Source organism: Actinomyces acetigenes (assembly GCF_031296635.1).
GTDB classification, from domain to species: domain Bacteria; phylum Actinomycetota; class Actinomycetes; order Actinomycetales; family Actinomycetaceae; genus Actinomyces; species Actinomyces acetigenes.
The window spans coordinates 36,628-60,351 of the sequence record NZ_JASPFC010000007.1 but is presented as its reverse complement, the minus strand read 5'-3'; the positions used below and the strand labels follow the sequence as shown (position 1 = coordinate 60,351).

Genomic DNA, 23,724 nt, shown 5'->3' with positions numbered 1-23,724 from the left:
CTGCCGACCTTCCCGAGGCGCTGACCAGCACAGATGCGGCGAGGTCGGCGGAGACTGCCTCTAAAAGTCGCCGATCGTGACAGATCCGGGCGCGAGAGCCGGCTTGCGGTCCGATCCCACCGCGGAATCGCCCAGGGCTGAGTGCTCCCGCTGGCCAGGGGAGCCGTGACCTGCAACCATCACACCATGGCTTCCATTACCTTCCACGGAAACCCCGTCAGCACTGTCGGCGAGCTGCCCGCTGTGGGCTCGGCCGCACCCGCCTTCGACCTCGTGGGCGCCGACCTCGCCCCGGTCACCAGCCAGTCCCTGGCCGGCCGCCGCGTGGTCCTCAACATCTTCCCCTCGGTGGACACCGGGGTGTGCGCCGCCTCTGTACGCCAGTTCAACAAGTTGGCCTCCGAGCTGGACAACACGACCGTGGTCTGCGTCTCCGCCGACCTGCCCTTCGCCGGCTCCCGCTTCTGCGGCGCCGAGGGTCTCACCAACGTGGTCACCGGCTCGACCTTCCGCTCCACCTTCGGCGCCGACTACGGCGTCACCCTGGCCGACGGCCCGCTGGCCGGTCTGCTGTCGCGCGCTGTCGTGGTCCTCGACGAGTCCGGCAAGGTCGTCTACACCGAGCAGGTCCCCGAGGTCGGTCAGGAGCCCGACTACGACGCCGCCGTGGCCGCCCTGTCCTGACTCCTTCTTCCGCTGAGCCCCCAGGAGCCCGCCCCATCCGCGCCGCGCGGATGGGGCGGGCTCCTGCCGCGGCGGGTGTCTACCCGTCGCACGGCCCCCGAATCCCACTACCATCGGAGCCGTGAGCACCAACGACTCCCACATCACCCGCCTGGCCGAGCTCGTCAACGAGCTGTCCGTCGTCCGCGGCAAGGTCACCCTCGCCTCCGGCCTCGAGTCCGACTTCTACGTGGACATGCGCCGCGCCACCCTCCACCACGAGGCCGCCCCCCTCATCGGCCACGTCATGCTCGACCTCCTCGAGGAGGCGGGCCTGGGCACCGACGAGATCGACGCGGTCGGCGGCCTGACCATGGGGGCCGACCCCGTGGCCGCCGCCATGCTGCACGCCGCGGCCTCGCGCGGCCTGGACCTGGACGCCTTCGTCGTGCGCAAGGCCGCCAAGGACCATGGCATGCGCCGCCGCATCGAGGGGCCCGACGTCGCCGGGCGCCGTGTGGTGGTCCTGGAGGACACCTCCACCACCGGCGGCTCGCCCCTGGAGGCCGTCGAGGCCCTGCGTGAGGCGGGCGCCGACGTGCGGGCCGTGGCCGTCATCGTGGACCGAGCCACCGGGGCACGCGAGCGCATCGAGGCTGCCGGCCTGCCCTACTACGCGGCGCTCGGTCTGGCCGACCTCGGCCTGGAGTGAGCACCCGACGGCGCCCGCGGGTGGGTGAGGCGGAGCCTGAGGCCCCTGCCGACCTGCCTGAGGGGGAGCACCTGCCCGCGGCCTCCGCCGTGGATTCTGTGCCGAGTCCGGAGGAGGACCGGCCGGCCGACGTCCGTCAGGTCGGCGTCGGTCCCTGGCCCGGCGGCCCCGGGGCATGGCCCTCCGACCCCCGCTACGATCGCGGGCTGCTCGCCGCCGGTGACCGGCGCAATGTCGTTGACCGCTACCGTTACTGGACCGTCGTGGCGATCCGCGCCGACCTGGCCGCCCGCGCCCACCGGCTGCACATCGCCATCGAGAACGTCAGCCAAGACCTCAACATCGGCTCCATCGTGCGCAGCGCCAACGCCTTCAACGTGGCCGGCGTCCACATCATCGGCCGACGCCGCTGGAACAAGCGCGGCGCCATGGTCACCAACCGTTACCTGGACGTGCGCCACCACCCCGAGCCCGGCGAGCTGCTCGCCTGGGCGCGGGCCGAGGGCTACGAGGTCGTCGGCATCGATAACGGCCCCGGGGCCCAGCCTCTGGAGTCCGCCGATCTTCCCGAGCGCTGCCTCATGGTCTTCGGCTCCGAGGGTGAGGGCATCAGCGCCGAGCTGAGCGCCGGCTGCTCCCGCCTGCTGCGCATCGGCCAGTACGGCTCCACCCGCTCCATCAACGTGGCGGCCGCCGCGGCCGTGGCCATGCACACCTGGATCCTCCAGCACGCGGGGCCGGCGCCCGACTGACTCCGGGGGCCGTTGCGGCCCGCTGCGACGGCCCGCCTCATGGACAGCGGGAAAACCACCCCTGAACAGGGCATGGCGCCCGACCGCTGCCCGACCTGGGACCATGATCCGGTTCACTCGGCCTCGAATTCGTGGAACAATCGGCCCCGAACCACTGACTCACACAGACAATCAGGAGGCACCCAGTGGCCATTGCAACCCCGGAGTCCTACGCCGACATGCTTGACCGCGCGAAGGCCGGCAAGTATGCCATCCCCGCGATCAACGTCACCTCATCGCAGACGCTCTCCGCCGCCCTCCAGGGCTTCACCGAGGCCGAGTCCGACGGCATCGTCCAGGTCTCCAACGGGGGCGCCGCCTACTGGTCCGGCTCCTCCCGCGCCGACAGGGTCAAGGGCTCCCTGGCCATGTCCGCCTACGCCTACACGATCGCCGACCTGTACCCGATCACCTTCGCGCTGCACACGGACCACTGCCCGCGCAAGCTGGTCGACACCTGGCTCAGGCCGCTGCTCGAGATCGAGATCGAGCAGGCCAAGCGCGGCGAGCCCACCGCCTTCCAGTCCCACATGTGGGACGGCTCCGCCGAGACCCTCGACGACAACATCAAGCTCGCCGTCGAGCTGCTGGCCATGAGCAAGAAGGCCAACACCATCCTGGAGATCGAGATCGGCGCCGTCGGCGGCGAGGAGGACGGCATCAAGGGCGAGGAGAACGCCAGCCTCTACACCACAGCCGATGACGCCTGGGCCGCCGTCGAGGCCCTGGGCCTGGGCGAGAACGGCCGCTACACCACGGCGCTGACCTTCGGCAACGTGCACGGCGCCTACAAGCCCGGCCACGTCAAGCTCCGCCCCGAGCTCCTGGGCGAGATCCAGGCCGACGTCGCCAAGCGCCTGGGCGACCGCCTGGCCACCAAGGTCGGGGACAAGAAGACCCCCTTCGACCTGGTCATGCACGGCGGCTCCGGCTCCACCGCCGAGGAGATCGCCACGGCGGTGCGCAACGGCGTCATCAAGATGAACGTGGACACCGACACCCAGTACGCCTTCACGCGCCCGGTGGCGGACCACATGTTCAAGAACTACGACGGCGTGCTCAAGATCGACGGCGAGGTCGGCTCCAAGAAGGCCTACGACCCGCGCGCCTGGGGCAAGGCCGCCGAGAAGGGCATGGCCGCCCGCGTCGTCGAGGCCTGCGAGCGCCTCGGCTCCGTCGGCTCCGCCCGCAAGTGAGTCCTCACCCCGTACGGGGGTGAGCGGCGACTGATCGCTGCGCGTGGCCCCGGCACCCTTGTGGTGCCGGGGCCACGTCCTGTTCGCGCAGGGGGTGGTGGGGGTGGTGGAGAGGCTCCCGACGGCGAACTGATCGATCGGTTGCATTCTTGCAAAGGGGGATAAGCGATGATGGTGTCTCCTGGAGGGGAGGTGGGATCTGCGACCTGCCGGGGTGAACGGCCTGTCGAACGAAAGATGTTCAACTGAGACCCAGGCCACTGATTGCAAACCTTGCAGCAATGCGGGCGGAAATGTGCCATGATAGGTCGTCGCCGTTGAGCCGACGGGTCCGCCGCCGGCGACACGGCAGTCGCACCTTGCGGACGCCTCTGTCCGCGCCTGTCCCATGCGTCCAAAGGAGGACCCCAATGCGACTCATCTCCCGCCGCTCCGTGCTCGGTGGAACTGCTGCGATCGCGGTCGCCGCGACCCTGGCGGCCTGCTCGAAGGGCTCGTCCGGTTCCGACGGCGCCGGAGGCGTCTACTTCCTCAACTTCAAGCCCGAGTCGGAGCAGGCGTTCAAGGACATTGCGGCCGCTTACACCAAGAAGACCGGTGTGAACGTCAAGGTCGTCACCGCTGCTTCGGGCACCTATGAGCAGACCCTGAAGTCCGAGGTCGCCAAGTCCAACCCGCCCACGCTGTTCAACCTCAACGGCCCCGTGGGCTACGGCAACTGGAAGGACTACGCCTCCGACCTGTCCGACGCCGACTTCACCAAGCAGCTGACGGATGAGTCCATGGCCCTCAAGGGTGACGAGAGCAAGGTCGTGGGCGTCCCGTTGGCCATCGAGGGCTACGGCATCATCTACAACGCCGCCATCCTCAAGAAGTACTTCGGCATGGAGGGCGCCAAGGCCACCTCCGTCGACGAGATCAAGGGCTTCGACAAGCTCAAGGAGGTCGTCGAGGACATGCAGTCCAAGAAGGCCGACCTTGGCATCGAGGGCGTCTTCGCCGCGACCTCGCTGTCCCCTGGTGAGGACTGGCGCTGGCAGACCCACCTGGCCAACTACCCCGTCTACTACGAGTACCGCGACGCCAAGGTCGACGACCTCGACGAGGTCAAGCTGACCTACTCGGAGAACTACAAGCAGATCTTCGACCTCTACCTCAACAACTCCACGATCAAGCCCACCGAGGCCAGTGCCAAGACGGTCACCGACTCCATGGCCGACTTCGCCCTGGGCAAGGCCGCCATGGTTCAGAACGGCAACTGGGGCTGGTCGCAGATCTCCGAGGTCTCGGGCAACACGGTCAAGGCCGAGGACGTCCACTTCATGCCGATCTACGTCGGCGTCTCCGGCGAGGACAAGTCCAACATCGCCATCGGCACCGAGAATTACCTGACGATCAACTCCCAGGCCGCCGAGGGCGACCAGAAGGCCACCAAGGACTTCCTCACCTGGCTGTTCACCGACGCTGAGGGTGCCAAGCTCGCCGCTGAGAGGCTCAGCATCATTGCGCCCTACAAGGCCTACGCCGAGCTGGCCCCCTCCGACCCGCTGGGCAAGGAGGTCGCTGCGGCCATCACCAACAAGGACCTCACGCCCGTCAAGTGGGTCTTCCCGACCTTCCCGAGCCAGGACTTCAAGGACCAGCTCGGCCAGCACCTGGCGCAGTACGCCTCCGGCAGCGAGGACTGGGCGAAGGTCAAGGACTTCTTCGTGACCACCTGGGCCTCCGAGAAGAAGGCCTCCAAGGAGGGCTGACAACCAGGAGTCGCCCGAGCCCACCGCTGAGCGCGCTGCTCCAGCGGGTATCGCGACGGCGACTCATCTCCCCATCCCCTCTCCTGCCGGGGCGGCACGTTCGAGCCGTTCGTCTCGCGCGCTGCCGCCCCGGTGGGAGCTCTCTGGTACCCGGCCAGTTCGTCGGGTGCCGGTCGCACCACGAGGCAGATATGACCAAGGCACTGAAAAAGTTCTTCCCAGTTTTTGCAGGGCCAACCCTGTTGGCCTTCATGATCGCGTTCATCGTCCCCTTCTTCATGGGGCTCTATCTCTCCTTCACCAAGTTCAGCACCCTCACCAATGCGCGGTTCGTGGGCACTGACAACTACGCCAGGGCACTGGGGGAGCGCAGCGACTTCCCGCATGCTCTCCTCTTCACTGCCGTTGTCTCGGTCATCTCGATCATCACGGTGAACCTGGGAGCCTTCGCCCTGGCCTACTTCCTGACCCGCAAGCTGCGCGGCACCAACTTCTTCCGTGCCGTGTTCTTCATGCCCAACCTCATTGGCGGCATCGTCCTGGGCTACACCTGGCAGGTGATGCTCAACGCGATTCTCCAGCGCTGGGGACAGACGATCGTCAACGACTGGCGACTGGGGCTGGCCGGACTGGTCATGCTCGTCAACTGGCAGCTCATGGGCTACATGATGGTCATCTACATCGCCGGTCTGCAGAACGTGCCGCCCGAGCTCATCGAGGCCTCGCAGATCGACGGCGCCGGCAGGTGGCAGACCCTGCGCAACGTGACGCTGCCGATGATCATGCCCTCGATCACCATCTGCCTGTTCCTCACCCTGGCCAACACCTTCAAGATGTACGACCAGAACCTCGCCCTGACCAACGGTGCGCCCGCTAAGCAGACTCAGATGGCCGCGCTCAGCATCGTCAACACGATGTACAAGAAGATCGGCCAGGAGGGCGTCGCCCAGGCCGAGGCCGTCATCTTCTTCCTCATCGTCGCCGCCATCGCGCTCATCCAGCTGAGCGCCACTCGTTCCAAGGAGGTCGACGCGTGAGCACCGCCGTCAAGACTCAGTCCCCCGGATCCGCCGCCCCTGCCCGTCAGGGCGGTCAGAAGGCCGCTCCGCAGACAACGGGGCAGAAGACACTCGTGGGTCTACTGGCCGTCCTGGCCTTCGTGTGGGTCATTCCACTGGCCTTCATCGTCATCAACTCCTTCAAGGGCAAGTTCTACATCTCCGACAGCCCCTTCGCCCTGCCGACCGCGAAGACCTTCGCCGGCCTGGACAACTACGCCACCGGCCTGGCCCTGTCGGGCTTCGCCAGCGCCATGGGCTGGTCGCTGTTCATCACCGTGGGCTCCGTCGTCGTCATCGTGTTCCTCACGGCGATGACCGCCTACTACATCACCCGCATCAAGACGTGGTGGACCTCCATGATCTACTACGCCTTCGCCTTCTCCATGATCGCCCCCTTCCAGATGGTCATGTTCCCCACCGTCAAGGTGGCCGACCAGCTCGGCCTGGCCACACCCTGGGGCATGATCGTCCTCTACCTCGGTTTCGGTGGTGGGCTGTCGGTGTTCCTGTTCGCCGGCTTCATCAAGTCGATCCCCATGGAGATCGAGGAGGCCGCCTACATGGATGGCTGCTCCCCGCTGCAGACCTACTTCAAGGTGGTCATGCCACTGCTCAAGCCGACGGCGGTCACGGTGGCGATCCTCAACGCCATGTGGGTGTGGAACGACTTCCTCCTGCCCAACCTCGTGATCGGCCAGGACGAGCGCTACAAGACGGTCCCGATCGTCATCCAGTCTCTTGTCGGCTCCAACGGCAACCGGGACATGGGCGCCCAGATGGCCATGCTCGTCTTCGCCATCGTCCCGATCGTCGCCTTCTACCTCTTCGGTCAGAAGCACATCATCGAGGGCGTGGCCGCGGGAGCGGTCAAAGGCTGATGCCCGCATACGAGTCCTGATACGGGCGGTTCTTGAGGCCCCACTGACGGCCTTGAGAACCGCCCGTATCATGTCCACCTGTTACTGCTCGAGTCCGCATGAAGGAGCTCCCGTGGCGCTGTTCCCCGGCCCCGACAGCCCGACCTACCGGGCCTGGTCCGCAGCGGCGGACATCGTCATCCTCAACGTCCTCACCCTGGCCGGCTGCCTGCCGGTGGTGACAGCGGGAGCCTCCTTGACCGCCTGCGCCCGCGTGGCCGGTGAGATGGCGGCCGATGACGACCCGGCGGTCATGAGCACCTGGTGGCGCTCCTTCCGTCTCAACCTGCGCCAGTCCCTGGCCTGGTGGTTGCCAGTGCTCGTCCTGGTGGCCCTGAGCGCCTGGGAGTACCTGCTCCTGTCCGACTCCTCCCTGGGGGAACGGAACGGTGGAACGAGCGGTGCGCTGTCCGGGCTGGTACTGGCCGGGGGAGTGCTCCTGGCTGCGATCATCATCTGGCTGCTGCCGCTGGCCGCCTTCTTCGACGCTCCGGTCGGCCGGCACCTGTCCAATGCGCTTCGTCTCGCGGTGGGCCGTCTGGGAATCACGGTGATTGCTCTGGTGATCGTGGCGGCGCCGATCATCGTCTTCTGGGGGCTGCCGGCCTCGCGGGCCGCGGTCGCGTGGTTCATGGTTCTGATCGGGCCGGCTTTCCAGACCTACCTCATCGCCCTACTGCAGCGTTCCACCATGGCGGCGCTTCGCGGTGCTTCGACGTCGGAGTCCTCAATGATGCGAACGCGCTCTCGGTGAGTGCGGCGTCACCACGCAGCGTCATGGCCCCGGAATCGACTGATTCCGGGGCCATGCGTCTCGGGGGCTCTTTAGAACCCCTGGCCGGGCTGGCCCGGCTGGTTGTTGTAGGGCTGCTGGAAGGGCTCGGTGTAGCCGGGCTGGTAGGGCTGCTGCCCTGGTTGGTAGGGCTGCGGCGTCGGCTGGCCCTGCTGGTAGGGCTCGGTGTAGCCGGGCTGGTAGGGCTGCTGGCCCGGCTGTCCCTGCTGGTAGGGCTGCGCGGCTGGGTCGGTGTAGCCCGGCTGGTAGGGCTGCTGGCCCGGCTGTCCCTGCTGGTAGGGCTGAGTAGCGGGCTCGGCATAACCGGGCTGGTAGGGCTGCTGCATCGGCTGGCCGGGAAATGCCTGGTTGGGGTCGTAGACCTGAGCCGGAGCCGCGTAAGGATTGAACTGGGACTGCTTCTTCTTCCTCTGGCTCATGACGATCGCGGCCACAACGCCGCCCACGATGGCCACGGCAAGCGTGCCGACAAGCACCCAGACCCACACGGGAATGGAGCTGCTGTCCTCCTCTCCCGCAGCGTCCTGTGAGCTGCCGGTCGCTGCGCTCTTGGCGGGCTTGTCCTTCCCCTTGACCTCATGCTGATCGTTGTCGTTGAAGGAGACCTTGGTGCCCTCGACCGTGCCGCCGTCGGCCTCGGTGACCTTACCCGGGAAAGTGACTGACTGGGCGACGTCGACGGAGACATCGGAGGGGAGGTCGTCGAAGTTCAGCGTCTGAACGATGAACTCATCGCCCTCGTGCTTGACGTTCTGCGAGGATGAGGTGATGGGGCCGGTCCCCTCAATCGTGCACGTACGGGTGCCGTTTTCAGACTTGAACTTCACCTTGAGGTCCTTGATGCTCGAGTTGCTTGAATCGGGCGAGGCCTTATCGCACGCGCTCTTGCTGAGCACCGGATCGGGTTCACTCTCAGACATCGTGAGCTTCACGGAGAACGTGTCTTTGTCCTTGATGACGATGTCACTGGAAATGCTGAAGCTCACACCCTCATCAGCCGTGGGGAGGGCGTACCCCGGGGCGCAGGCCAGGGCCAGGACGGCGGATACGGTCAGGACGAGGAGGCTCGCCAGCACAGGGCGCTGTGTGGAACTACGGCGGACGGTGACTTGAGGCATGCCCCCACCGTATCGTCTCCTCGTTCCGTTGGTGGGGGAGCACTGGTGGGAACCTCTCCACCCGGCTCCGGTAGGCTAGAGAACGGTGTGTCCACCGGCACGCCGTCACTGAAGTCAGGGAGCAGCCATGCCAGCCGTTGTCGTCGTCGGGACCCAGTGGGGAGACGAGGGAAAGGGCAAGGCGACTGACCAGCTCGGTCAGGACGTCGACTACGTCGTGAAGTTCAACGGCGGCAACAACGCCGGACACACCGTCGTCATCGACGGCGAGAAGTTCGCCTTCCACCTCCTGCCGGCCGGTGTCCTCACCCCCGGGGTCACGCCCATCATCGGTAACGGCGTCGTCGTCGACCTGGAGGTCCTCTTCAACGAGATCGCTGAGATCACCTCTCGCGGCAAGGACGCCTCCAGTCTCCTCATCAGCGCCAACGCTCACATCATCCCCTCCTACAACCGGGTTCTGGACCGCACCACCGAGCGCTTCCTGGGCTCGCGTCACCTGGGCACCACCGGCCGCGGGATCGGACCGACGTACGCGGACAAGATGAACCGCGTGGGCATCCGCGTCCAGGACCTCTTCGACGAGTCGATCCTGCGTCAGAAGGTGCGCTCCGCCCTGGACCAGAAGAACAGCCTCTTCCTCAAGGTCTTCAACCGGGCCGCCATCGATGCCGACACCGTTGCCGACGAGCTGCTGTCCTACGCGGATCGGGTCCGGCCCATGGTCGTCGACTGCTCCCTGGTGCTCAACAGCGCTCTGGACAAGGGCAAGACCGTCCTGTTCGAGGCCGGCCAGGCCACGATGCTCGACATCGACCACGGCACCTACCCCTTCGTCACCTCCTCCAACCCCACTGCCGGCGGCGCCTGCACCGGCACCGGCGTGGGGCCCACCCGGATCGACTCGGTCGTCGGCGTGGTCAAGGCCTACACGACCCGCGTGGGGGAGGGACCCTTCCCCACCGAGCTGCTTGATGACACGGGGGAGCATCTTCGCACCGAGGGTGGCGAGTACGGGGTCACCACCGGCAGGCCCCGCCGCTGCGGCTGGCACGACGCCGTCGTCACCCGCTACGCGGCACGCGTCAACGGGCTGACCGACCTGGTGATGACCAAGCTCGACGTCCTCACCGGGCACGAGACCATTCCGGTGTGCGTCGCCTACGACATTGACGGCACCGTCACTCAGGAGATGCCGCTGACCCAGTCCGACTTCCACCATGCCGCCCCCGTCTACGAGGAGCTGCCAGGCTGGAGCGAGGACATCAGCGAGGTCCGCAGCTTCGCCGACCTGCCTCAGGCGGCCCAGGACTACGTGCTGCGCATTGAGGAGCTGGCCCGCTGCCGCATCTCCGCCATCGGCGTCGGGCCGGGGCGCGAGGCCACGATCTCCCGTCACTCGCTGATCCGGTGATGTGAGGCCGCAGCGTCAGCGATAGCGGCTACTCGACGGCGCCGCGCCCAGGACGTGGCGTAGAGACCCTCCGGGAGAGTGCCGACCGTGGGCGGGCCGCGGTACTGCCAGCATGATGACCATTGTGATGTGTGCTGGGCAGCCCAGAAGTGATGTCCCTTTCCAGGTCCGATTCTTCTCCAATTTCCTCGTCGTGGGCTGCGTCGATCCGGTCGTACCTTCAGGGAGTCATCATGCGAGCGGAATGATGCCTACCCGGGTCTGAACCTCAGTAGCCGCCGTAACCGTTGTGGTTCGGTGGAAGATGCGGTGCGGAGGTCGGTCCTTGAGAGTACGGCGGCTGGTACTGCTGGGGAGCAGGCGAATAGCCGGGCTGGGCGGGGGGTGGACCTGCCTGTGCTTGAGAGGGGAAGGCGACTGGCTGGGAAGCGGGGATGGGACCGCTTGCTTGAATCGACTGCTGCCCCAGCGCATCCAGGTACTTCTGCTCCCGGTTCTTCTTGAGCGTGTTGCTGACGATGGCGACAACTGCTCCGACAACAGCGATCGCAATGAGTATCACGATGATGCTTGTCATCCCGCCCGATGAGTGAGACGAGGACGTCGAACTGGGGGCGGGCGTCGAACTGGGTGAGGATGCTGAGCTGGGGGCGGGCGTCGAACTGGGTGAGGATGCTGAGCTGGGGGCGGGCGTCGAACTGGACGAGGGTGTTGAGCTGGACTCAGGTTGAGATGCCGCCTGGGCGGTGTCCTTGCCGCGGACCTTGTGGTTGTCGAAGCCGGTGAACGAGACCTTGTTCTGCTCGTCGCCCTCGATCTTCCCTCCATCGGCTTCCGTTACCTTGCCGGGGAAGACGATGGTGAGAGGCGTTGAGTTGTTGTTGCTGCCGTCGGATGTGGAGTCCGGGTAAGTGTCGACGACGTATTCATCTCCGTCGTGAGATACGAGCTTGCTTTCGGATACGGTTTTAGTAAACGTGGCCTTGCAGGTCGGCGTCCCGTTCTCGTTGGTGAAGGTCAGATCGGGCTTTGCGCCATTCTGGTTAAAGTTGCTCTCGACGCAGAACTCTTTGAGGTTACTTTCTCTGGAGGCTGGTGAGGTGATCGTCATGGTGCTGCTCACCTCTTGGTCGGACTTGATGACGATCTCAGCGCTGAGCTTGTCTTCGTTCGTGAGCTTTGCAAGAGCTGCGGCGCTGCTGGGGGGCGCTGCCGCCACGAGGAGGAGTGAGGTCGTGAGACAGAGCATCCCGACGAGACTCGTGACTGGGGTGTGCCTCAAAGTGAGGTAGCGCATGTGCGGCCTTCGAATGGTGTGAGTGAGGTGACTGGAGAGCGGTGTGGAGGGCACTGTCGCTAGGTGCGAAGAGCGTTGGTGCCGCCGTCGGAGCTCAGCCCCTAGTGGAGGAGGGGGCTGGTGGGTAGCCGGGAGGGGGCGGTACAGCCCCCGGAGGCATCGTGCCGCTCGGCCCGGGCTGGTTGTAACCCTGGGCGACGAAGCCGGAAGGAGACGGGGGCACGGCGCCGGGAGCCTGCACCTGGCCAGGGGCGTAGGGCTGCGGTGGCACATAACCCGCGGTGCCGACCGCGTAGGCCTGCTGCTGCGCCTTCTTCTTGCGGTTGAGGAACCAGAAGAGGCTTCCGCCGGTCGCTCCGACCAGCACTACCCCCACGATCACCCATACCCAGGGAAAGGCGGGAGTGTCCTTGCCGCTGACGCGGTACCTTCCAGGCTTGGTGAAGGTCACCGTGCTCCCGTTGACCTTGCCACCGTCAGCATCCGTGACCTTGCCGGGGAATGTCACGGAGAACTTGTACTCAATGTCGAATCCGGAAGAAGAGGAGGGAAAGTTCCCCTTCTGGCTGTCGAGGATGTACTCGTCGCCCTTGTGCTTGATGAATCCATCGGCCTCGGAGAGGTCGATCGACTTGCCGGTGAAGGTGCAGGTGGGGAAGCCGTTGCTCTCGGAATAGGAGGCCTTCAGGTCGTCAAACGGCCCTCCGGCGTCAGAAGAGTTGCAATTCTCCTTCATTTCCCGCTTGTCGGAGGAGGACTTGCTCTTGACTTGACCTATGACGGTCATGTTGTAGGTGTCGTCCTGGTTGATGACGATCCGCACGGATAGCGAGCGGTCTGGATCGTTGTGCGCGGCGGAGGTGACGGCGTGACTTGGAGGGGTCAAGAGCGTCAAGGTCAAGAGAAATGTCAGAAAAACGAGTGCGCCCAAGGAGCGGTGTCGGGGGGCGGTTATAGCCATAGTCCTCACCCTAGCTGGTCAGTGTTGATGGGCTCTCCGCATGGGGAATGATGACGCGAAGAAAGGTGTTGTGGCCCTGGATCGTCAGATCTGAGGGCCACAACAACAGGAGGGGTAATGGGTCAGTAGGTGCCTTGGCCGGGGGCTCCGTAGCCGGGCTGCTGGCCGGGCTGTGCCTGTGGGGCGCCATAGCCCGCCTGTTGGCCGGGGGTACCGTAGCCGGGCTGTGCCTGTGGGGCGCCGTAGCCGGGCTGCTGAGCCGGGAACGCCTGGTTCGGGTCGTAGCCCTGGACGGGGGCTCCGTAAGGCGTCTGGGTCTTGTTCTTCTTGCTGCGGATGACGAAGAAAAGGGTCAGGCCACCGATGAGCGCCAGGGCACCGGCTCCAACAACGATCCAGACCCACATGGGGATGGAGCCGTCCTTGCCCTTCACGGTGTGAGACGAGCCGTCGGTGAAGGAGACCTTGTTGCCTTTGACCTCGCCGCCGTCGGCCTCAGTAACCTTGCCGGGGAAGGTCACCGACTGAGAGAAGCTGACGTTCTCACCAGCAGAGTCAGTGCCGAAATCGGGGGTCTCGACGGTGTACACACCGTCCTTGTGGGTCACCAGGCCCTTGCTGTCGGATACCTTCTCGGTTCCTTCTGCGGTGCAGATGGCGGTGTCGCCATCCTCCTTGTAGTTGACCTTCAGGTTCTTGACGTTCTTGGTGCCAGGAGTTTTGAAGGATTCGTCAGTACACGTTTTTTTCAGCGGGATCTCTTTGCTGGCGGACATCTCGAACTTGGCAGTGTACGTCTCATTGGAGTTGACCACGATGTCCATTGAGCCTTTGAAGCCGATGGAGTCGTCGTCCATGGGGGCGGCGTGCCCCGGGGTGCCGATCAGTGCGAGGGGTGCGGACAGGGTGAGCGCCGCAAGAGCTGTCAAGACGGACAGGGGCCTAGGGATGCGGTGAGCGATGGCAGGTGTCATGCCCACACAGTAGCGGGTCAGATGCCAGGTTGTAACCGGGTCGTCATGGGTATCGTTCCCCGCTCCGGGCAGACCGTTACTGGGGCTGCTCAGACGGGGGCTGGAAGTCGGTGGGACTGTGCCCTTCCTGGTAGGGCATGTGGGTGTACCCGGGTCCGGGTGACTGAGGTTCCCCCTGCCGGGCCCCGTAGGTGCTGAACACGCCTGCGCTTCCAGAGACCTGCGGTGGCGCGAAGACGCTGGTGTCCTGGCCCGGGTCGGCGTAGGGGGCGTAGCCGTCGCGAAGGTTGGTGACGGGATAGGGATGGGTCGATCCCGGCATCGGCTGCAGGGGACCCGGGGAAGACTGGTACGGGCCACCGGTATAGACCTCCGGAGGCATGATGCTGGTCGCCGCAGCACCCTGAAAGGCCTCGCCGTACGGCAGTGCCGGAGCCAGCTGCTTGGCGCGGCGAGTCCTTAGGAGGTACATCACGACGCCGATCACGATGAGGAGGACGACGGCGCAGGCCGTCGCAATCATCCACCACTGCAGGTGGAACTTGCCGTCCCCGCCCTCGGCGTGGAGGGCCTCGGGGCTCTCCATCACGTTGTCCCAGGTGACCTTGTTGTCGTCATTCCTCCCGTTGGACTTCGTCACCTTCTCGGGAAAGGTCACGGCTATCGAGATCTTCATTCCTCCCGAGGCGCTCGGGGAGGAGGGGAGGGAGTCGTCCTGACCGAGCTTGCTCAGCGCCTCGGGGGACAGGTCGAAGACGTACTTCCCGCCCTGGTGCTTGATCGTCCAGATGTCGGTCTGCAGGTTGTTGAGTGGAACCGACTTGGCTGTGACCTGGCACGCCGGTTGCCCGTTGTGGGACGTGAAGGTGTAGATCGCCTTGACTCCCTTGGGCAGGGGGGTGGACTTCTTGAGGTTCTCCTGGGTGCAGCTCTCCCGGGTGATGAGTGACAGCCCCGATGAGTCCCACATGACGTAGGTCAGGTCGGCGGTCTCGTTGTCATGGATGACGAAGTCGTAGTGAGCCCCGCATCCGGACAGCAGCAGTGCCAGGCCGGTCAGTACCGCCACGACCACGCGTCGCCTGACGGTGCGGGAGTCATGATTCATGCGTCGAGTCTAATTCGGTGCCGTGTCTACGCGGAACAGTTGGAATGCTCAGCGCCACCCTTGCGCTGCCTTGCGGGGTGCGCGACCGTTGCTGCGCCGTCGGAGGACGGCCACAGCCAGGATACCGCCGAGCAGGGCCAGCCCCGCGGTCAGCCAGATGCGGGAGCGACTCCACCACGATACGCCCTGAGAGTCCTGGGCGTAGCCCGAGGCGCTCACGCCTTTGGCCACCGTGTCCGGATCGTCCCAGGTGACCGTGGTCCCCGAGACCTTCCCCCCGCCGGACTGCGTCACCGCGCCAGGAAAGGTGACGGAGACCTTGGTGTCGACGATGCCCTTGAAGGACGCGTTGGTCGGCTGGGCTCCGCCCGGGCCGTCCGACGGCGCAGCAGAGGCCTGCGGTGCGCCCCCCTGCGCGTCACCGGGCCCGTTGGCGTCCTGGGAGGGGTCGGAGGGGAAGGGCTGGATCGTCACCTTGTAGACCTCGCCGTCGCGAACGACGATTGTGTTCGGTTCGGCCTGGGAGGCCTGGGGGACCTTGACGCCGCTGATGGTGACCTGGCAGCCGAGTCCGTCGTCGCCGGTGATGGGCTCGGCCTTGACCGTGGTGCCCGCGGGCACGCCCAGAGCGGTGGGGTCGGAGTAGGCCGAGCAGTCGGGGGCCTTTCCCTTCGGGAAGACGGTTCCGGTCGTGTCGCGCATCTCCAGGGCGACGTCGTATCTGCCCTGGGAGCTGATGGTCATGTCCATGTGGGCGGTGCAGGCCGACAGCGTCAGACAGGCGACGGTTGCCACCACGGCCGGTCGAAGGTCCCGGGGTGCCGGCGGGCGGGGCAGGGCGTGCGGCAAGGAGCTCGTGGAACTGGACGCGGAGGACGGCGCGACGGGCATGCGGGCACGCTACACGCTCGCACTGGACCTTCACTGAGGGCGGAACGCCGCCATTTCAAAGGCGGCAAAAGCCGCCATCCTCCCGAATGTGGCCGATCACATGCTGGTCCAGCCGGGGAGAAAGGTCGAGTTGGGACCTTCGGCGATGTGACCTGAGGCGCCAGGTAGGGGAGGATGGCCCTCGACCGAGCGAACCGGCAACGGCGCGCTCACCGGATCAACATACCCAAGGAAGGGACTCGCATGACTGTGTCTGAGAAGGACGTTCGCGCCGCCGCGCCGGCTAACGCCCCTGAGGATGTCATCGAATTCGTCACGCGCATCGCCGAGCTGGCCAAGCCCGAGAACGTCTACTTCACGGACGGTTCACAGGAGGAGTGGGACCGCCTCACCACCGAGATGGTGGAGTCCGGCGTGTTCACGCGCCTCAACCCCGACAAGCGCCCCAACTCCTTCCTCGCGCGCTCCCTGCCCAGCGACGTCGCCCGTGTGGAGTCCAGGACCTTCATCTGCTCCGAGAAGGAGGAGGACGCCGGCCCGACCAACAACTGGTACGACCCGGCCGAGATGAAGAAGATCCTCAACGAGAAGTTCGACGGCGCCATGCGCGGCCGGACCCTCTACGTGATCCCCTTCTCCATGGGCCCCCTGGGTGGCCCCATCTCCCAGCTCGGCATCGAGATCACCGACTCCCCCTACGTGGTGGTCAACATGCGGATCATGACCCGCATGGGTGCAGCCGCCATGGACCTCATCAATGAGGGCCGCCCCTGGGTCCCGGCCGTCCACTCCGTCGGTGCACCGCTGGCCGAGCACGAGAAGGACACCACCTGGCCCTGTAACGACGAGAAGTACATCACCCACTTCCCGGAGACCAACGAGATCTGGTCCTTCGGCTCCGGCTACGGCGGCAACGCCCTGCTGGGCAAGAAGTGCTACGCGCTGCGCATCGCCTCGACCATGGCCCGCCGCGACGGCTGGATGGCCGAGCACATGCTCATCCTGCGTCTGACCGACGAGAAGAGCGGCAAGCAGTACCACGTCACCGCCGCCTTCCCGAGCGCCTGCGGCAAGACCAACCTCGCCATGCTCCAGCCCACCATCCCGGGCTACAAGGTCGAGACCGTCGGTGACGACATCGCCTGGATGCGCCCCGGCCCCGACGGCCGCCTGCGCGCCATCAACCCCGAGGCAGGCTTCTTCGGCGTCGCCCCCGGCACCTCCTACGACACTAACCCCATGGCCATGGACACCATGAAGGCCAACACCATCTTCACCAACGTCGCCCTGACCGACGACGGTGACGTGTGGTGGGAGGGCATCGACGCCCCGATGCCGGAGCACCTCATCGACTGGCAGGGCAACGACTTCACCCCGGCCGACGCCGCCGAGGGCAAGAAGGCCGCCCACCCCAACAGCCGCTTCACCACCCCGGCCTCGCAGTGCCCGATCATCTGCCCCGACTGGGAGGCCCCCGAGGGCGTGGCCATCGACGCCATCCTCTTCGGCGGTCGCCGCGCCACCAACGTGCCGCTGGTCGCTGAGCAGTACGAGAACGCCCACGGCGTGTTCATCGGCTCCGCCGTGGCCTCCGAGGTCACCGCCGCCGCCCTGGACGCCAAGGTCGGCTCCCTGCGTCACGACCCCATGGCCATGCTGCCCTTCTGCGGCTACCACATGGCCGACTACTGGTCGCACTGGCTGGAGATGCAGGAGAAGCTGGGCGACAAGTTCCCCAAGGTCTACCAGGTCAACTGGTTCCGCAAGGACGAGAACGGCAAGTTCATCTGGCCCGGCTACGGCGACAACTCCCGCGTACTCGACTGGATCGTGCGCCGCGCCGCCGGCGAGGTCGAGGCCGTCGACGGCGTCACCGGCCGCTACCCCAAGTTCGAGGACTTCAACCTCGAGGGCCTCGATCTGGGCGAGGAGGAGTGGGCCAAGATGTACGACATCGACCCCGAGGCCTGGGCCGCCGAGATGGACGACACCGAGGAGTACTACAAGCAGTTCGGTGACAAGCTGCCCGAGGCCATCAAGGAGCAGCTCGCCAAGTTCCGTGCGCGCATTGACGAGGCCAAGAAGGCCTGATCGCCACTGAGGTCCTTCCCTGGGGAGGACTGAGGCGGGGGCTCCGACCGGTTCGCCGGTCGGAGCCCCCGCTCGTTGCTGTTGCTGCCGCCCTCACCGCCGGTTCGATGGCCGCTGCGCGCCGTGTCGACGTCGAGAACGCACTCTCAGGCTCGAGAGCTGAGAGCCGGGGCGTGTGTTGGCTCCTCATGTGTGGGACATGTGAGCGTCATGGCTTATGAGACGCTCGCTCGGGCGGGACGCCGGGGCAGGGTGACTGTCCTGGGGGCGACGATAAGCCGAGGGAAGAGGTCTGACGGCTTGTCGGTGTCCATGGTGCTGACATCACAGGCGCACCGGCGTCGCGCGCCGAAGAAGAACCGTAGGATTCCAACGATCCCCACGGGGTCTTTGGCGGCTGGCTCGTTGATGTCAGCGCTGTGGACACCGGGCCGCGCGGGAGTGAGTCCGGGGTCTTGGTGGTAGAGCCCGGCGCTGTGGCGGTGTGGAGCCACCGCCACAGCTGCCTCCGACCCTGCGTCGTCTGCCTCGCCCAGCCCCGCCACCTGGGGCCCATCACCGCGGTAATGGCGCCGAAGGTTTCCACTGGCACCCAGCCCCCGCCACCCGGGGGCCCATCACACGTCACCAACGTCATGACCTCAAACATCGAGCTCTATCCGGCGCCCGCGCGAAGGCCCGGAGGCCATGGTCCGACGCCGACCCCGCCCGCACCGAGCCGGCTCCGCCCCGCTCCTGCCCCGAGTCGGCCTACTCCACGAGGGTCGGGATCCACTGACCACAGGTTGTGCGTACTGCACGAAGGCCCCACCCACCCGCAGTACCCCCAACCCTCATCCAGTAGCACCCCACCCTCGTGCAGTGCGCCCAAACGACGCCAGCAGGCACCCGAGCAGCTGCGAGCAGCCGGGCCGGCCCCACCAGAGAAGCGAGCAGTGGCTCCCGCACACGGTCGGCCCACCCCACCAGCGTCTTGAGATGCCAAGACATTCGAAACTCCCAGAAGTCATGAGACAACACATGAGCACCGGGGCAGTCCTCGAACCCCATGGCGCGTCCACGCGGGGCGACGTCACAGACGGGATGGTGACCGGTGCCCATCGGGGAACGCGACTCGGCGCCGCGGCCGCTACTACAGTGACGAAGGGCCGATGGTGGGAACTTGGATCGCTTTCCCATCGTGCCGGCGACCTGCAGCAGCGTGGAAGGTACGGATCATGAAATGGCAGGACAACGACCTCGGCGGCGGTCGGGGGGACCTGTTCGATGAGACGCTGGGGAAGTCGATGCGGTGGTGGGCGACGGAGACGGCTGATGGGCGACTGCTCCTGCGACGCTCGGTGATGATCCGCTGCTGTGCGCTGGTGGCGCTCGTGGTGGGGGTGCCCGGCATGATCTACAACGCTCTGCCGCTGATGAGCCCCTACATCACCGACTATGAAGTCAAGGACGCCATGATCTGGGTAATCTTGTTCGGCATTCCGGTGGTCTGGGCGATCAATACCCTGCGGCGTCAGACGGTGCTGAGCAAGGACGGCATCGCCATGCGACGCCTGCTGTTCACCGAGCATCGTCCCTGGGCGTCGGTGGCCTCGAGGTTCACGCTGTCGACGCTCAATCTGGCTGAGGACTCGGCGCGCGGCGGATTCATTGAGCGGACTCGGATCGCGATCGAGAACGGCGACGACGACGATGCCATCCGGCTTCCCGGGTGCGTCATCGGGATGACGTGGGGGAGCTCGGAGGACCGCGCTTCTGCGGCTGTGGGGGACTTGCAGTACTACATCTTCGCGCGGGGGTGGAGTGTCTCGGAGGATGCTGCCGTCAGTGAGGACCCTCATCTCGTGGCGGCCCGCGGCAGGCACGGGGCGGAGAAGATGGTGCAGCGCAGCCGCCTGGTGTTCTGCACTCCGCTCTGGCGCAGAGTCAAGGAGCACCTGTGCAACGGTGGGCTCTTCCTCATCGGCATGGGGGTGCTGTTCATGGTGATGGGTGGTCAGCAGCTGTTCTTTGAGACAAAGCCGCTCAGCGGTTCGGATATCGCCTTCGCAGTGTTCTGTCTTCTGCTCGGACCGGTCACCATGGCGTATCCGCTCTACAAGATCTCCGAGTGCTTCCAGCGGGTTACCGTGGACGAACAGGGGATTCGCGTCGGAAGACGTTCGTGCGTCTGGCCGCAGTCCCGCTCCGGTCTGTTCGTCGCTGGAGACCGGATCTTCGTCGTCCACGGCAACGGGAGGCACCTGGCCCTGGATGGCGCCGGTGTCACATGGGGAAGCTTTCAGCGCAGGCAGGAGCAGCTGGTCGCCAGGTGTGAGGCGATCTGGCTCTGGGGGGTCGCCCATGGCGCCACCGGGGAGACTGGTCGTTATGTTTCCCTCGCGAATGTGGGCATGCAGGAGGAGCGAGAGATCCTCGAACGCGGGATCGGTTTAGCGGTCCCTCATCGGGGTCAGCCCGCTTGACTCTGGGCGGCCAGGGCCCGGTGGCGCCAGATCAGCAGGAAGATGGCAAGGATCCAGCAGATCGCCCCGGCGGCCAGGCCGGCGATGAGGGGCACCGTGAACTTGCTGAACGTGAAGGTGGGGCCTACGAGGATCGCGTCGGTGTCATCCAGGCCTTCGCATGAGACCCGGTAGTCTCCCGCCTTGTCGGCTTTGAATGTGAGAACCGAGCTGAAATCGCCGTCGTTGTTGGAGACATGCGTCCCGCCGCTACGGGAGGTGGGGACCTCCTTGCCGTCAGGGGAAACAACGGTGCAGCTGTTGACGGTGGCGGCGTTCGATACGTACAGGGCGCGCTCGTCATTGCTGCTCAGGCTGACCTGCTGTCCGTTAGTGATGACGTCACCACTGGTGGCGATGCTGGCGGCGACGATGGCCGACCCGATGCCCCCGATGAACAGCCCCATCACTGGGCCGATGACGAACAGGATGATCGCCATGACCAGCTTTCCGACGTGCGTCTGGCGGGGACGCTGCTGCCCGTAAGGGGGCACAGCCTGATACGGGGGCTGGTATGGCGGCTGATACGGGGGCTGATTCTGGGGAGTCGACATCGGTCCGTTTTCTGGCTGTGCTTCAACTGCCGTTGTAGCGTAGCAAGTCAGGTTTTCTGCGAAGCGGCCTATTTCCGTCCCTCAGCCGTTGGGCCCTCGACGAAGGAGACTCCGCACTCTTCGGCAGCGCGGAGCGGCGCTCGCCTTCCGATCAGAGCCGCCGAGAGCCGCAAGGCGACGCGCGCTCTCCACCCTGACCAAGGTCTCCAGGCCGGCCCGCAGCAGCTCGGTGCGCTCAGTGATGCCCGTGAGCTCCTGAGCGCTGGCAATGAGGTCATCACTGAGTGTCACGGTGGTTCGCACGATACCTCCTGCACCAGAATCGTCATTAGGTGATGCAAGTTCTAGAGCGGTTCGGATGGGATGACCAGCCCCGCCGTCGCGACCAGGGCGGCCGAACCCGCACGGTGCGCGCTTCCTGCTCACCACGTTCTGATCTTTACGCACTAGTCGGGCGGGGCCACCGGTGGGCCCGCCCGGCTGCGTCCGGGAAGCGAAGGCGCTGGGAGAAATGTGAAGGCAGAAGGAAGCACCCTCATGGCCGGACACGGCTCAGGTTACTCCGCCTGCCGGCCCTCGGCGTCCCCGTCCGCGTCGGAGGCCGCCTCCGCCGTGACCTCCGCGGGGCCCAGCAGCGCCAGGATCCGCTCGGTCTGCCACGGCAGAATCCCACCCTCACCGAAGACCAGCTCGGCCTCATCGGGGTCCTTAACGACGACGTCGGCCAGGAGCCCCAGCAGGTGCGCCAACGGCATGCGCCGCCCCTCCAGCAGGTCGAGCAGGTGCGCCAGGACCCGGTTGCTGCTGCGATCCAGGTTCGCCACCTGGTGCTCACCCACCCCTACGGGCAGGTCCCACCAGATGAGGCGGCGCTCGGCGAGGTCAATGACGAAAGGCGTCGCGTTGAACGTGGGAGAGACCAGGTCGAGGCGCTGCATGACGGTGGAGGCCTCGAAGACCTCCCCGCTCTGCGGGTCCGCGCCGCGGGCCATCGCCCCCGCCCAGCACTCGGGCACCTCGCTGAGCCGGTGGTGGGAGAAGGAATGGACCGTCATGACGACGTAGCGCCACCCCTGGTGCAGCGCCTCGGCCAGGGTGACGTCGATGAACTCGGCCGCCCCGTCGGGCGCCGAGGTGAGGTCGCCGGAGTGTACGGCCGCCGTCGAGCGCAGGTTGTAGTAGGCGATCTGCTCGGTGCGTGTGAAGTCCTCGGAGACGAAGAAGGCCGACAGGTCCAGGTCCACGCGGGTCCCTCCGCTGTCCTCGGCGGCAGGAGGACCGGCAGGCCTCGAGGCCTCGGGTGGGGCCTCGGGCAGGTCGCGCCAGTGCAGGAAGAAGCGGATCGTCTCGCCCTCGGGCAGCGGCAGTCGGGTGCCGCGCCCCGCCGTGCGCAGGCCCGGCGAGGCCGAGCGCAGACCCAGCGGGGCCGTGTAACCCTCATAAAGCCCCTGGTCGACGGCGATCCGCCCCAGGTGCGCCCGCCGGCTCAGGGCCTCCTCGACGACGCGAACCACCTCCGCGTCGACGGGGCCGGGGCGGCGGGTGGAGGGGATGAGCGTCGTCTTGGTGCCCGCGGCCGCCTTGATGGCAACGACCCGCCACGGCAGGGTGTCTGGCCCGGGGGAGGAGAAGTACTCCCACAGGCGCACCAGGACCGGAAGAGAGACCTCGGGCGCGACCCGGGCGAACTCGGCGACCACGCGCTCGCGGGCGGCGTCATCGGCGCACAGCCGCAGCAGCTGGTTGAGTCGGCGGGCGAAGACCCCGGGGCGGGTGGCCAGCAGGCGAAGGGCTCCCTCGACGTCGCGGCGCGCCAGAGCCTCTTCCAGGCGGGAGGTGAAACCCGCTTCAGCGCCCCCGGAGGCGACCTGGTGCAGTAGCGCGGCGGCTCGCGGGAAGCGGCGGGCGTAGTCGCCGGGGCGCAGGTGACGGGCCAGGCGCTTCCACCGCTCGCAGCGCCGAGCCATCTCCTCGGCGCAGTCCCGGACGTCCTGGACCTGCCCGACGGCGTCGAGCAGACCCAGCAGCCGACGCCGCTGGGCGCGGGAGAAGGAGGGGAACCGGCACGGCTCGGCCAGGGAGACATCACCGCCCGCCAGGGCGACCGCCAGGCGCAGCACGTCGGTGACGGTGCGGTAGGAGGCGGAGAAGTCCAGGCCGGGGAAGGTGACCGTGAGGACGGCGAGGTTCTCCTTGACCGCCACGTGCGGTGCCCGCTCGGGGCCGAAGTCGCGCAGGGCCATCAGGTCCGCGCGGTCCTGGGCGCTGAAGGGGGTCGCCTGGGCGGCGAGGTCGGCCACGATCCGCTCCAGGTCCTGCGCCGTGGCCAGGCCCAGCTCGGTGAGGGCGCCGTCGTCTCTCGGCAGGGGCTCGCGGGGGCCGGGCCGGTAGTCCGGCAGGATCCGGGCCCCGACGACGTCGCCCAGGTAGTGCAGGGCGGCATTGACCAGCAGCGTGGCCTCGGAGGCGCTGCGCACCTGGACGGGGAAGTCGGGGTAGAAGGGCCGGTAGTCGGCGGTCGGGGAGCCGGAGGTGAGGCGGGCGGCGGCATTGACCAGCGCCCAGGCCTGCTCGGGGCGGGTGAGGGCCTCCCGGGCGGGGGCGGAGAGCCGGTAGCCCAGAGCGCGCAGCGTGGTCAGGGCCGTGTCGACACCTGCGTCGCTGCCCCGCTGCGGCGCGGGCTCCGCACCCTGCGTTGAAGCGGAGCGCGACGGCGCCGGCCCGCCGGCGGTCGGCGGGAGATAGACGGCCCCGAGCCTGCGGATCGTCACCGCATTGAGCTCCGCGGCGGCCTCAGCACCGGGGGCAGGGGCAGCCGGCGTGCCGGCTCCAGCCGCGAGCGCCCTCCTGGCAGGGGACTGATCGACTTCCACCCGGGCCTCCTGACACATCGCCCTCCAGGGACTCCTCTCCCCGAAAGCGGCT

At 66.6% G+C, this 23,724-nt stretch carries 20 protein-coding genes; 11 read left to right on the top strand and 9 right to left on the bottom strand.

All coding sequences use genetic code 11. The features are described from left to right. The first annotated feature begins 186 nt into the window (after positions 1 to 186). The 8 genes from tpx to RIV14_RS04215 all read left to right on the top strand — a co-directional run bounded on the left by tpx (position 187) and on the right by RIV14_RS04215 (position 7,848). A complete protein-coding gene (gene tpx / locus RIV14_RS04250) occupies positions 187 to 684 on the top strand; it encodes a thiol peroxidase (protein ID WP_075373157.1) in 498 nt (165 codons plus the stop codon). A 121-nt stretch (positions 685 to 805) separates the two neighbouring features. Further along, positions 806 to 1,375, top strand: coding sequence for an orotate phosphoribosyltransferase (pyrE, locus tag RIV14_RS04245; protein ID WP_009747411.1), 570 nt, complete (start codon positions 806 to 808; stop codon positions 1,373 to 1,375). Between the two features lie 20 nt (positions 1,376 to 1,395). Further along, a complete protein-coding gene (locus RIV14_RS04240; protein WP_428978862.1) occupies positions 1,396 to 2,127 on the top strand; it encodes a TrmH family RNA methyltransferase in 732 nt (243 codons plus the stop codon). A 185-nt stretch (positions 2,128 to 2,312) separates the two neighbouring features. After that, complete coding sequence (gene fbaA / locus RIV14_RS04235; RefSeq protein ID WP_075249897.1) at positions 2,313 to 3,362, top strand: class II fructose-bisphosphate aldolase; 1,050 nt, start codon at positions 2,313 to 2,315, stop codon at positions 3,360 to 3,362. Positions 3,363 to 3,772: 410 nt separating this feature from the next. Further along, positions 3,773 to 5,116: an ABC transporter substrate-binding protein gene (locus RIV14_RS04230; RefSeq protein ID WP_075373137.1), complete on the top strand. Its 1,344-nt coding sequence runs from the start codon at positions 3,773 to 3,775 to the stop codon at positions 5,114 to 5,116. 191 nt (positions 5,117 to 5,307) lie between these two features. Continuing rightward, on the top strand, positions 5,308 to 6,153 hold the full coding sequence (locus RIV14_RS04225; RefSeq protein WP_075373136.1) for a carbohydrate ABC transporter permease: 846 nt from the start codon (positions 5,308 to 5,310) through the stop codon (positions 6,151 to 6,153). Next, a complete protein-coding gene (locus RIV14_RS04220) occupies positions 6,150 to 7,055 on the top strand; it encodes a carbohydrate ABC transporter permease (protein ID WP_075373135.1) in 906 nt (301 codons plus the stop codon). Before RIV14_RS04225 ends, RIV14_RS04220 begins: the two co-directional genes overlap by 4 nt. Positions 7,056 to 7,167: 112 nt before the next feature. After that, a complete protein-coding gene (locus tag RIV14_RS04215; RefSeq protein WP_075373134.1) occupies positions 7,168 to 7,848 on the top strand; it encodes a MusI family membrane protein in 681 nt (226 codons plus the stop codon). A 71-nt stretch (positions 7,849 to 7,919) separates the two neighbouring features. Here the strand turns inward: RIV14_RS04215 and RIV14_RS04210 are convergent, their stop codons facing one another. Then, a complete protein-coding gene (locus tag RIV14_RS04210; protein ID WP_075373133.1) occupies positions 7,920 to 9,005 on the bottom strand; it encodes an LppM family (lipo)protein in 1,086 nt (361 codons plus the stop codon). A gap of 127 nt (positions 9,006 to 9,132) precedes the next feature. On the opposite strand from RIV14_RS04210, the gene RIV14_RS04205 reads away from it, so the two are divergent. Continuing rightward, complete coding sequence (locus RIV14_RS04205) at positions 9,133 to 10,419, top strand: adenylosuccinate synthase (protein ID WP_075373132.1); 1,287 nt, start codon at positions 9,133 to 9,135, stop codon at positions 10,417 to 10,419. A 268-nt stretch (positions 10,420 to 10,687) separates the two neighbouring features. Here RIV14_RS04205 and RIV14_RS04200 read toward each other — a convergent pair whose 3' ends face one another. The 5 genes from RIV14_RS04200 to RIV14_RS04180 all read right to left on the bottom strand — a co-directional run bounded on the left by RIV14_RS04200 (position 10,688) and on the right by RIV14_RS04180 (position 15,650). Continuing rightward, on the bottom strand, positions 10,688 to 11,638 hold the full coding sequence (locus RIV14_RS04200; RefSeq protein ID WP_256699340.1) for a hypothetical protein: 951 nt from the start codon (positions 11,636 to 11,638) through the stop codon (positions 10,688 to 10,690). Positions 11,639 to 11,810: 172 nt separating this feature from the next. After that, positions 11,811 to 12,602, bottom strand: coding sequence for an LppM family (lipo)protein (locus tag RIV14_RS04195; RefSeq protein ID WP_256699339.1), 792 nt, complete (start codon positions 12,600 to 12,602; stop codon positions 11,811 to 11,813). Positions 12,603 to 12,799: 197 nt separating this feature from the next. Further along, the gene (locus RIV14_RS04190; protein WP_075373129.1) at positions 12,800 to 13,651 is read right to left on the bottom strand and encodes a hypothetical protein; all 852 of its coding nucleotides are present in this window, start codon (positions 13,649 to 13,651) and stop codon (positions 12,800 to 12,802) included. A gap of 76 nt (positions 13,652 to 13,727) precedes the next feature. Then, positions 13,728 to 14,759 (bottom strand): LppM family (lipo)protein, encoded by a 1,032-nt coding sequence (locus tag RIV14_RS04185; protein ID WP_075373128.1) that lies wholly within the window; start codon positions 14,757 to 14,759, stop codon positions 13,728 to 13,730. 48 nt (positions 14,760 to 14,807) lie between these two features. Beyond that, positions 14,808 to 15,650: an LppM family (lipo)protein gene (locus RIV14_RS04180; protein ID WP_081381875.1), complete on the bottom strand. Its 843-nt coding sequence runs from the start codon at positions 15,648 to 15,650 to the stop codon at positions 14,808 to 14,810. A gap of 243 nt (positions 15,651 to 15,893) precedes the next feature. Between RIV14_RS04180 and RIV14_RS04175 the strand changes: the two genes are divergently transcribed. Together RIV14_RS04175 and RIV14_RS04170 are read left to right on the top strand one after the other, a co-directional pair. Beyond that, positions 15,894 to 17,741: a phosphoenolpyruvate carboxykinase (GTP) gene (locus RIV14_RS04175; protein ID WP_075373127.1), complete on the top strand. Its 1,848-nt coding sequence runs from the start codon at positions 15,894 to 15,896 to the stop codon at positions 17,739 to 17,741. A 1,364-nt stretch (positions 17,742 to 19,105) separates the two neighbouring features. Next, positions 19,106 to 20,206, top strand: a complete 1,101-nt coding sequence (locus RIV14_RS04170) for a hypothetical protein (protein ID WP_256699338.1) — start codon at positions 19,106 to 19,108, stop codon at positions 20,204 to 20,206. Here RIV14_RS04170 and RIV14_RS04165 read toward each other — a convergent pair. The 3 genes from RIV14_RS04165 to RIV14_RS04155 all read right to left on the bottom strand — a co-directional run bounded on the left by RIV14_RS04165 (position 20,194) and on the right by RIV14_RS04155 (position 23,672). Further along, the gene (locus RIV14_RS04165) at positions 20,194 to 20,739 is read right to left on the bottom strand and encodes a hypothetical protein (RefSeq protein ID WP_256699337.1); all 546 of its coding nucleotides are present in this window, start codon (positions 20,737 to 20,739) and stop codon (positions 20,194 to 20,196) included. The two genes, RIV14_RS04170 and RIV14_RS04165, sit on opposite strands and share 13 nt — an antisense overlap. Before the next feature lie 141 nt (positions 20,740 to 20,880). Continuing rightward, the gene (locus RIV14_RS04160) at positions 20,881 to 21,102 is read right to left on the bottom strand and encodes a type II toxin-antitoxin system VapB family antitoxin (RefSeq protein ID WP_075373124.1); all 222 of its coding nucleotides are present in this window, start codon (positions 21,100 to 21,102) and stop codon (positions 20,881 to 20,883) included. A 254-nt stretch (positions 21,103 to 21,356) separates the two neighbouring features. Then, positions 21,357 to 23,672 carry a TerD family protein gene (locus RIV14_RS04155; RefSeq protein ID WP_075373123.1) on the bottom strand — a complete coding sequence of 772 codons (2,316 nt, stop codon included), beginning with the start codon at positions 23,670 to 23,672 and terminating at the stop codon, positions 21,357 to 21,359. Positions 23,673 to 23,724 lie beyond the last annotated feature (52 nt).

What these genes read in the sequence shown, in the direction of transcription:
- tpx (WP_075373157.1), top strand. Translation starts at nt 187, where the DNA reads ATGGCTTCCATTACCTTCCACGGAAACCCCGTCAGCACTGTCGGCGAG.
- RIV14_RS04230 (WP_075373137.1), top strand. Translation starts at nt 3,773, where the DNA reads ATGCGACTCATCTCCCGCCGCTCCGTGCTCGGTGGAACTGCTGCGATC.
- RIV14_RS04225 (WP_075373136.1), top strand. Translation starts at nt 5,308, where the DNA reads ATGACCAAGGCACTGAAAAAGTTCTTCCCAGTTTTTGCAGGGCCAACC.
- RIV14_RS04210 (WP_075373133.1), bottom strand. Translation starts at nt 9,005, where the DNA reads ATGCCTCAAGTCACCGTCCGCCGTAGTTCCACACAGCGCCCTGTGCTG.
- RIV14_RS04205 (WP_075373132.1), top strand. Translation starts at nt 9,133, where the DNA reads ATGCCAGCCGTTGTCGTCGTCGGGACCCAGTGGGGAGACGAGGGAAAG.
- RIV14_RS04190 (WP_075373129.1), bottom strand. Translation starts at nt 13,651, where the DNA reads ATGACACCTGCCATCGCTCACCGCATCCCTAGGCCCCTGTCCGTCTTG.
- RIV14_RS04185 (WP_075373128.1), bottom strand. Translation starts at nt 14,759, where the DNA reads ATGAATCATGACTCCCGCACCGTCAGGCGACGCGTGGTCGTGGCGGTA.
- RIV14_RS04180 (WP_081381875.1), bottom strand. Translation starts at nt 15,650, where the DNA reads ATGCCCGTCGCGCCGTCCTCCGCGTCCAGTTCCACGAGCTCCTTGCCG.
- RIV14_RS04175 (WP_075373127.1), top strand. Translation starts at nt 15,894, where the DNA reads ATGACTGTGTCTGAGAAGGACGTTCGCGCCGCCGCGCCGGCTAACGCC.